1 protein-coding gene is annotated in these 581 nt (G+C 42.3%); it reads right to left on the reverse strand.

What is annotated here, in order from left to right:
• A partial coding sequence (locus ACNPNW_RS06010) for a hypothetical protein (RefSeq protein ID WP_448766714.1) occupies positions 1–581 on the reverse strand: 581 nt, incomplete at both ends.

A 581-nucleotide genomic window follows, 5' to 3' on the forward strand; every position in this document is an offset into this window, starting at 1 on the left:
ACCACGACTGATAACACCATTTTTAAAGGCTGCATCAAATAATTTACTCTGCAGTGAAGAAGTGTATTCACGGTTAGCTGCTGCAGCATCACGCGTATTGGCTGCATCGGTGGTCATCGCATTGGCTTTACCACGGACAGCCCCAGCCGCACCATTGGCCGCTCTGGTAGTAATATCCAGCTGACTATTAACCAAGCCAGCAGCCTGAGTATTTTTATCCAGCCCAGCTTTACTTTGATCAAGCTTGGTTGTTAAACCTGCAATTTCTTCAATGATATTGCTACTTAAGCCAAGCTTATTAAACTCAGCCAAAGCTTCATTGCCGGTGATTGCTCCATTTTTCAAGTCTTCTAAAATACTGTTGTATTTTGTCCACTTTGAAACATCAAAACCCAAATCCCAAGTGACTTTCAACTCGCCCAAAGATTGAATGGTTTGCTGAATTTCATCTCGATTTTCAGACATGGCATTCTTGATTTTGGTACGTTCAGTAATCAGCTGTTGTTCATTGAGTTTTTGATAAGCATCAGTTAAATCACGCACGGTCGGGATCTGACTGGCTAGTGAATCAGTCGCCTTTT

Source organism: Acinetobacter endophylla, assembly GCF_053543775.1.